We start from the raw sequence: 6,973 nt of genomic DNA on the forward strand, positions 1-6,973 counted from the left end.
CCGCACCTCCTGATCCTGGCGGAAACGTCGCTCGAACAAATCCTCAAGGCGGTTCAAGAAATCCAACCGGCGGCCGTGGTCGTTGATTCGATACAAACGGTCTACACAGAGCAGATTTCATCTGCACCCGGCAGCATCAGCCAAGTGCAGGAAGTGGCAGGGCAGCTGATGTGGTTTGCCAAGCGCACGGGTGTTCCGGTCTTTATTATCGGCCATGTCACGAAGGAGGGCGCGATTGCAGGACCGCGCTTGTTGGAGCACATCGTCGATACGGTGCTCTATTTTGAAGGGGACAAGGGCCATAGCTATAGAATTCTGAGAGCGGTAAAAAACCGGTTCGGTTCCACGAATGAAATCGGTGTGTTTGAGATGAAGGATTCGGGGTTGGAAGAAGTGGCGAATCCGTCCGAGCTCTTTCTGGCGGAGCGCCCGCAGCGGAGCACCGGCTCGGTGGTCGTATCGAGTTTGGAAGGGTCCAGACCCATTCTTGTCGAGTTGCAGGCCTTGGTGTCATCGACGAGCTATGCCATGCCTAAACGCATGGCAAACGGTGTTGAGTTGAACCGCGTCTCACTGTTGTTGGCGGTGATGGAAAAACGCTTGGGGTTTCATCTCTCAGGACAGGATGTCTACGTCAATGTCGTCGGAGGGATGCACATAGATGAGCCGGCGATCGATCTTGGGATTGTATCGGCGGTGACTTCGAGTTTGCGAGAGGTGCCGGTTGAGCCTGGGCTCCTGGTGCTGGGTGAAGTCGGACTTGGTGGCGAGGTGAGGGCAATCAGTCAGGCGGAACTTCGGATACGAGAGGCGGCTAAAATGGGGTTCAAACGGTGTGTACTGCCGGAGAGAAATCTTTCCAAGATCGATCCGATCGACGGCATCGAATTGATTGGTATTACCGAGGTTGGAGAGGCACTTGATGTGGTTCTTGCGTAGCAGGTTCTTTGGGGGAGATACGCGGTGTCCTTTGACAGCGCAGCACTTGACCGAAGAGGTGCCTCGGATGGGAAGCGGGGCGTCCAGGATATGAGGAGGAGGGACGTGTTTGAGTAGACGCGTAGCGGAGACCCTACAACCTATCCAGCGCAGGGAAGGGGGAAGACAGGCAGCAATTCTTGCCGTGCTCCTTCTACTTCTATTGGCTGGTTGCGGAACGCTCCTGCCGCGGGATGACGCGCAACTTAAACACGCAACAGCGGAAGAATTAACATCGTTGTTGCGACAACGTGAAGCGGCAGTTCAGACCATGAAGGGGCTCTTCAGTGCCAAGGTGCGGGGCGGAATTATTCCCATTGCGACTCGAGTAGAAGGAGCTGTGTATTACCGGCGCCCGAAAGCTCTGCGGATGCGGGGCTTTACCGCTGTCGGGAGCGAACTCTTTGAGTTTGTACAAGCCGACGATCAGTTTACCTTGCGATTGCCGACCATGGGGCGGATCTTGTCGGGAAATCCAAACGACATGAGCGAAATGGGCAAGTTGGCGCGCCCTTTCCAGTTGAGTGTGTGGGCTATGGGCGGGGTGTTGGGGATTGGAACGATTGCCGCCGATGAAACCGTGCGGCTGAGTGAGGAAGGGGATCAGTATCGGCTCGACGTGTCATCTCAATCAAGCAGTGGAACGTTGGTTCTTACCCGTCGGCTCTGGTTTGATCGGCGGACATTTTTGGTGGTCAAAGAGGACAGACTAACAGAAGCGGGTGATGTGGACGCGACGATTCAATATGAAGATTTTCGTGCAGTAGGCGACCTATCCGAAGCGTCTTCTATCTCGGAGGGGCGATTGCTGCGACCCTTCAAGATTTCATTGGAAGATGGGCGTGGACGAGGTAGCGTACAGGTCTTTTTCCATGAATTGATTCCCAATGCCGATCTTAAACCAACAGAGCTCGCTCAGAAGTAACCACGCGAGGGTTCTAACTCAATGAAAGTCCTTGCCGTCGACACGGCGACAGCCTGGCAAAGTGTGGCGATCGTTGACGATGAGAGGGTGCTGGCCCGCTGCGATCAAGAGGCCGGTGGCGCGCATGTGAAATTGCTCTTGCCGACGATCGATCGATTGTTCAGGGACACCGGGCTGTCTCCTGCCGAGTTAGACGGCCTTGCGGTCTCGATCGGACCAGGCTCTTTTACAGGATTGCGTGTCGGGTTAGCGACTATGATGGGCTTCAGGACGGTTACGAAATTGCCATTGGCGGTTGTTCCTACATTGGAAGGCATGGCTTGGAATCTCCGCGGGCACTCAACCCCCCTCTGTCCGGTATTAAACAGTCGGCGGGGCGAACTGTACTGGGCGGTATTTCAGTGGATCGGCTGGGATCGCCTTGAGAGGCTCGTTCCTGAACAAGTGGGAGTTCCGGCTCGGTTAGGAAAAGAATTAAGTGGCCCGATCGTCCTCTATGGCGCGGGATGGGAAACTGAACGGGCGGCGATTATGGAAGCGATGGCTGACATCGCAACCGTGACCGAGGCGACAGACAAAATGAAACCATCGGCAGTGTCAATCGCAATGGCCGGCATGGTGAAATTAAAGTGTGGAGAGCATGCCCGAATCGGTGTGACGCCCCTCTACATCCAACGTCCGGAAGCGGAGTTGAAGTACGAGCAGTCCGGCGGGATCTCCCCGGTGGAGCGCCGAAGGGACAAGGTCGCACGGAAACATCAGAAGCGAAGGGACGCGGCCGGTCAGCGTAAGAGGCGCAGGGTATGACCAGTTACGGCTGGCTGATTGAACCGGCGACGACCGATGCGTTGGCGGATATTCTTAGGATAGAAGAGGCTTGCTTCTCTGCCCCCTGGACGCGCAAAATGATGGAGGCTGAACTTAGCGGAAACCCTTTTGCGCATTTCCTCTTGGCCAGGTGGCAGGGGGAAGGTGGGGGACCGGCAGGCGCGATTGTGGGGTACATGTGTTACTGGATTGTCTTTGAGGAAGTTCGGCTGATGAACCTAGCGGTCATCGAGTCGATGCGGCATCGTGGAATCGCCAGATCCCTGGTGAGTACTGCCCTGGAGGTGGGGCTCGCCCAATCAGCTCACCGTGCCGTCCTTGAAGTACGTGCCTCCAACAGTGCTGCCCAATCCTTGTATCAAAGCCTGAACTTTCGCCAGGTCTCAATCCGGCGCAAGTATTATAACCAACCAGTCGAAGATGCCGTGCTGATGGAGTTGGACCCGATCGTTGTGAAATCAGAGTTTGGTGTACCGCATGGATACGGCATAGGAGGCTGCCACTAGTTATTTGGAGAGGCAATTAACCAGGAAGGAGGTACGACATGTTGACGGAGAACGTGATCGTAGAGCGGCTGCGTCAGTCCAACGCTGAATTTCGTGAACTGGAGGAGTCGCATCATCGTCTCGACCTGGAGTTGAACGAATTGCAGAAGCGGCATGTGTTGACTCCGGCTGAGGAGACGACGAAGAGGCAGTTACAGAAGGAAAAACTCGCCAAGAAGGATAAGATGGCAGAGCTTATCCGGGTGTATCGAGACAACGGGCTGCAAGCATCCGCGCATTAAGGAGCGTTGCTGTGGGGCATAGAGCCGGCAGTAACGTGGACGTGAGACATGCCGACGATCATCAATCCGCTCGCCGCCCATATTCAAACCATCAAACGGCGTCTGATCATCATCGGTGCTACCATTCTGGTGGGGCTCGTGGTGGCGTTCGGATTTTCGGCCGAGATGGTTGCTTGGCTGAATCGTCCCTTTCCCAATCCGCTGGTCTTTTACGGGCCAACGGAAGCGTTGTTCGCCTCGATCAAAGTTTCGTTTTTGGCGGCAGTGCTGGTCAGCCTACCGGTGGTGTTCTATCAATTCTGGAAATTCGTCGAGCCAGCGCTGCTCCCCAAGGAGCAGCGCTGGGGGGTCCCAATCTTTTTGTTGGCCGGGGCCCTGTTTGCTCTCGGCCTCGTCTTTTGTAATCTCGTCATTCTTCCCCTCGTCATCGATTTTTTCGTCAGTTTCGGGATGGATCGAGACATTACGCCACAGTTGAGCGTCGGCACGTATATTGATTTCAATGTGAAGTTCCTGCTGGTGTTCGGCTGCGCGTTTGAACTGCCGCTGGTGCTCACGATCCTGGCCCGAGTCGGAGTCGTGTCTGCCAAGATGCTAGCCCGGTACCGAAAACATGCCATCATCAGTGCGTTGATTGTTTCCGCTGTGGTGACTCCGGACGCCACGCTCTTCACCATGATGTTGATGGCGGTCCCGCTGATGGTGTTGTATGAGATCGGTATCATCGGCGCTAGGATTTTCGGGCGAGATCTTCCGACCGACGCCAATTTGCCTCTCGATCCCGACATACCGATCGGGACAGCAGGGCACCGATTCCGGTAAGATAACCATTATGAAAGTTCATCCGGCCATCATCGCGGTTTTCTATTTCACGCTTGCGGGGGGCTCTCTTACCTCTGCGCAGGAAGGTGGAGCAATTCCCGGCCCGTTCGATCAACAGGCAGCCAGTATCCAAGCGATCACGCTGGTCGGGTCGGATGTGGTCTATGCTGGTTCTTTCGGCCACGGCATGTTTCGCAGTGATGACCGTGGCGCGAGCTGGAAGAAATCCGGTAATGGTGTGACAGATCCTTTCATTCTGTCGCTCGTAACGGCGAATGACGGGTCGGTTTATGTTGGCACATTTCGGGGCGGCGCGTTTCGGACAAAAGATCAAGGAGTCAGCTGGCAGGCCGTCAACGGGGGGTTGAAACGAAAGGAGATCAAGACGTTGCTGGCGGTCGGTGAAGTAATTTACGCGGGTACAGCGGATGGAGTGTACCGGCTCAATGCAGCGGGTGATCATTGGACGGTAGTGACCACCGGTCTCAGTGATGTGCTGGTGCATGCGCTGGCGCAATCGTCTGACGGCACGCTGTACGCAGGGACATCCGGAAAAGGAGTGTTGCGTTTCAAGGCCAATACGACCGGGTGGGTCCGCATGCGCAAGGGCCTGAAAGATCATGAAGGCATGGTTGAAAACTTTGTCCGTGTCCTGACGATCGATCCTGATGGGAGTATCTATGCCGGCACGTTCGACGGAGGGGTGTTCCGGAGCACGGACGGAGGCACCAGCTGGAGACCCATCAGCAGGGCTTTGCCGAACGATTCTATTAGAGGGATTCTTTTCAATGCCCGAGGGCTCTTCGTTGCGACGGGCCATGGAATTTTTAAGACCCTCGACAAAGGGCGACAGTGGGTGCCCTTGAACAAAGGACTCACGAGTAAGTCCATCCAAGTCCTCGTCGAGTCCGATGCCGGGTCCCTTTATGCCGGGACAAACGCCGGGGCGTTCCGTAGCGACGACGATGGGAAAACATGGGTGGCGATCAATGAAGGATTGGAAGGGGGGGTGGCGCCTCCGCCGTTTTTATTCCGTTAAAGAAAGGAATCGAGGAATGTCCGAACCGGCCGATAAGACAAGAGCGACCATATCCGTGACCAGCAAGGGACAGCCGATCGGCGACATCGTCCTGAAGTTTTTTCACGATGTGGCGCCGGGGCATGTGAAGAATTTCGTTAAGCTGGCGAAAGAAGGATTCTACAACGGGACGACGTTCCATCGGGTCATCCCTGGCTTCATGATTCAGGGCGGTGATCCCAACAGCAAGAGCCCGGATCGTGCGTCGCACGGTATGGGCGGGCCCGGCTACAAGATCAAGGCCGAGTTCAACAGTAAGCCGCATAAGCGGGGCGTCCTCTCAATGGCGCGGGCCAACGATCCGGACAGCGCCGGCTCCCAATTCTTCATTTGCGTCGCCGACGCAAATTTCCTGGATTGGCAATATACGGCTTTCGGCGAAGTCGTGAGTGGCATGGAAGTAGCCGACAAAGTCGTCAATATGAAGCGCGATGGCCGAGACAACCCTCTAGAGCGAGTCGAAATGACGATCACCGTAAGTGAGGGGTAAGAAATAAGTGATGGCCAATAAGGAGTAGGACGGAAGCAGCTGCCGAGGTCTTCTCATTTCAAGATGAACTTTTCACGGGTATGTTTCCACACGGTCCAGTGCGCAATCATATGCGTGCTCGTCGCCGGTTGTGCCATTCCTCATGTGCCCTATCGGACGGTGTACGAAGATCCGGTCAACTACGTGCGGCTGGAGATTGATGACTCAGTTTTGGCGGAGTGGCCACCGGGCCATCATACCCATCCGAAGGTATTTACAGCCGATCAGGTTGCATCGATTTTGAATGGGATGGCCGTTCAGGAACATCGCTTCTGGATCCAGGAGTGGATTCAGGGTAAAGCTCCCCTCGTACCTGCGTTTAAGCGTGAAGAGGTCGCCTTGTTGGCTCCTCAACTGGCGGAGGCATTTGCATCGGCTAAATACAATGAACGCGTTACCTTCTATTTGAGCCAGCCGCAGACTTCAGTGAAACGGATCATTACTTCCGGCGGCATGTACTTTCAAGACAACCACCTCCATGTATTGCTCGGCAATTGGCAGACTCTTTACGGTATTCCGACCTACGGTATGATTTACGATCGACGGTATCCGATGCGCCCGACGGCTGCGAAGGGGTTCAATCTATTGTTCGAACCGTCTGATGCGGTCATCGCGCAGCCTAGCAGCTTGTGGGATAAGCTCTTAGCCAACGAAAAAGACGAACTCGTGATCGACATGAATGTGCTCGACAAGCCCGCTGTGGCTCGTGTCCGGATTCAACCTTGACGGTTTGGTAGGCGGAGCTGACGACTCTTCGGATCACCGCACCGTCGGATCGATTTGTAATTGCGCACTGCCTCCTGCTGCGTAGGCCAAGGTGACTTCGGCGATTTTGTAATCGTATTGAGCCTCCGCCAGCTTGGTTTGCGCCGCGGTCAGACCCAAATCGGCCTGTGTCACTTCGACGATGGAGCCGAGGCCGAGCTTATAGCGTTGTTTGGCGAGTTGCACAGCTTCCTGCGCCGTTTTCACGACTTCTGCATCAAGCTTAATCTGCTGCGCGAATGTTACGGTGTCGAGATAGGC

At 55.3% G+C, this 6,973-nt stretch carries 10 protein-coding genes; 9 read left to right on the forward strand and 1 reads right to left on the reverse strand.

All coding sequences use genetic code 11. The features are described from left to right. The 9 genes from radA to ACWVCN_RS04040 all read left to right on the forward strand — a co-directional run. Positions 1-939: DNA repair protein RadA (gene radA, locus ACWVCN_RS04000; protein WP_455244225.1), on the forward strand; the 939-nt coding region annotated here is incomplete at its 5' end. A gap of 109 nt (positions 940-1,048) precedes the next feature. Then, on the forward strand, positions 1,049-1,903 hold the full coding sequence (locus tag ACWVCN_RS04005) for a hypothetical protein (RefSeq protein ID WP_455244226.1): 855 nt from the start codon (positions 1,049-1,051) through the stop codon (positions 1,901-1,903). Between the two features lie 21 nt (positions 1,904-1,924). Then, entirely contained in the window at positions 1,925-2,710 is a 786-nt protein-coding gene (gene tsaB / locus ACWVCN_RS04010) for a tRNA (adenosine(37)-N6)-threonylcarbamoyltransferase complex dimerization subunit type 1 TsaB (RefSeq protein ID WP_455244227.1), read from the forward strand. Continuing rightward, positions 2,707-3,237 carry a ribosomal protein S18-alanine N-acetyltransferase gene (gene rimI / locus ACWVCN_RS04015; RefSeq protein WP_455244228.1) on the forward strand — a complete coding sequence of 177 codons (531 nt, stop codon included), beginning with the start codon at positions 2,707-2,709 and terminating at the stop codon, positions 3,235-3,237. The genes tsaB and rimI overlap by 4 nt, the downstream gene beginning before the upstream one ends. 38 nt (positions 3,238-3,275) lie before the next feature. Continuing rightward, positions 3,276-3,518: a DUF465 domain-containing protein gene (locus ACWVCN_RS04020; RefSeq protein ID WP_455244229.1), complete on the forward strand. Its 243-nt coding sequence runs from the start codon at positions 3,276-3,278 to the stop codon at positions 3,516-3,518. A gap of 48 nt (positions 3,519-3,566) precedes the next feature. Continuing rightward, the gene (tatC, locus tag ACWVCN_RS04025; RefSeq protein WP_455244230.1) at positions 3,567-4,340 is read left to right on the forward strand and encodes a twin-arginine translocase subunit TatC; all 774 of its coding nucleotides are present in this window, start codon (positions 3,567-3,569) and stop codon (positions 4,338-4,340) included. A gap of 10 nt (positions 4,341-4,350) precedes the next feature. Continuing rightward, complete coding sequence (locus ACWVCN_RS04030) at positions 4,351-5,379, forward strand: ligand-binding sensor domain-containing protein (protein ID WP_455244231.1); 1,029 nt, start codon at positions 4,351-4,353, stop codon at positions 5,377-5,379. A gap of 16 nt (positions 5,380-5,395) precedes the next feature. Beyond that, positions 5,396-5,908, forward strand: a complete 513-nt coding sequence (locus tag ACWVCN_RS04035) for a peptidylprolyl isomerase (RefSeq protein WP_455244232.1) — start codon at positions 5,396-5,398, stop codon at positions 5,906-5,908. Between the two features lie 114 nt (positions 5,909-6,022). Continuing rightward, on the forward strand, positions 6,023-6,673 hold the full coding sequence (locus tag ACWVCN_RS04040) for a hypothetical protein (RefSeq protein ID WP_455244233.1): 651 nt from the start codon (positions 6,023-6,025) through the stop codon (positions 6,671-6,673). A 33-nt stretch (positions 6,674-6,706) separates the two neighbouring features. On the opposite strand, the gene ACWVCN_RS04045 is transcribed toward ACWVCN_RS04040, so the two are convergent. Continuing rightward, positions 6,707-6,973: TolC family protein (locus ACWVCN_RS04045; RefSeq protein ID WP_455244234.1), on the reverse strand; the 267-nt coding region annotated here is incomplete at its 5' end.

Source organism: Petrachloros mirabilis, assembly GCF_975968855.1.

Coding starts and splice junctions, on each gene's coding strand:
- tsaB (WP_455244227.1), top strand. CDS start 1,925: ATGAAAGTCCTTGCCGTCGACACGGCGACAGCCTGGCAAAGTGTGGCG.
- rimI (WP_455244228.1), top strand. CDS start 2,707: ATGACCAGTTACGGCTGGCTGATTGAACCGGCGACGACCGATGCGTTG.
- ACWVCN_RS04020 (WP_455244229.1), top strand. CDS start 3,276: ATGTTGACGGAGAACGTGATCGTAGAGCGGCTGCGTCAGTCCAACGCT.
- tatC (WP_455244230.1), top strand. CDS start 3,567: ATGCCGACGATCATCAATCCGCTCGCCGCCCATATTCAAACCATCAAA.
- ACWVCN_RS04030 (WP_455244231.1), top strand. CDS start 4,351: ATGAAAGTTCATCCGGCCATCATCGCGGTTTTCTATTTCACGCTTGCG.
- ACWVCN_RS04035 (WP_455244232.1), top strand. CDS start 5,396: ATGTCCGAACCGGCCGATAAGACAAGAGCGACCATATCCGTGACCAGC.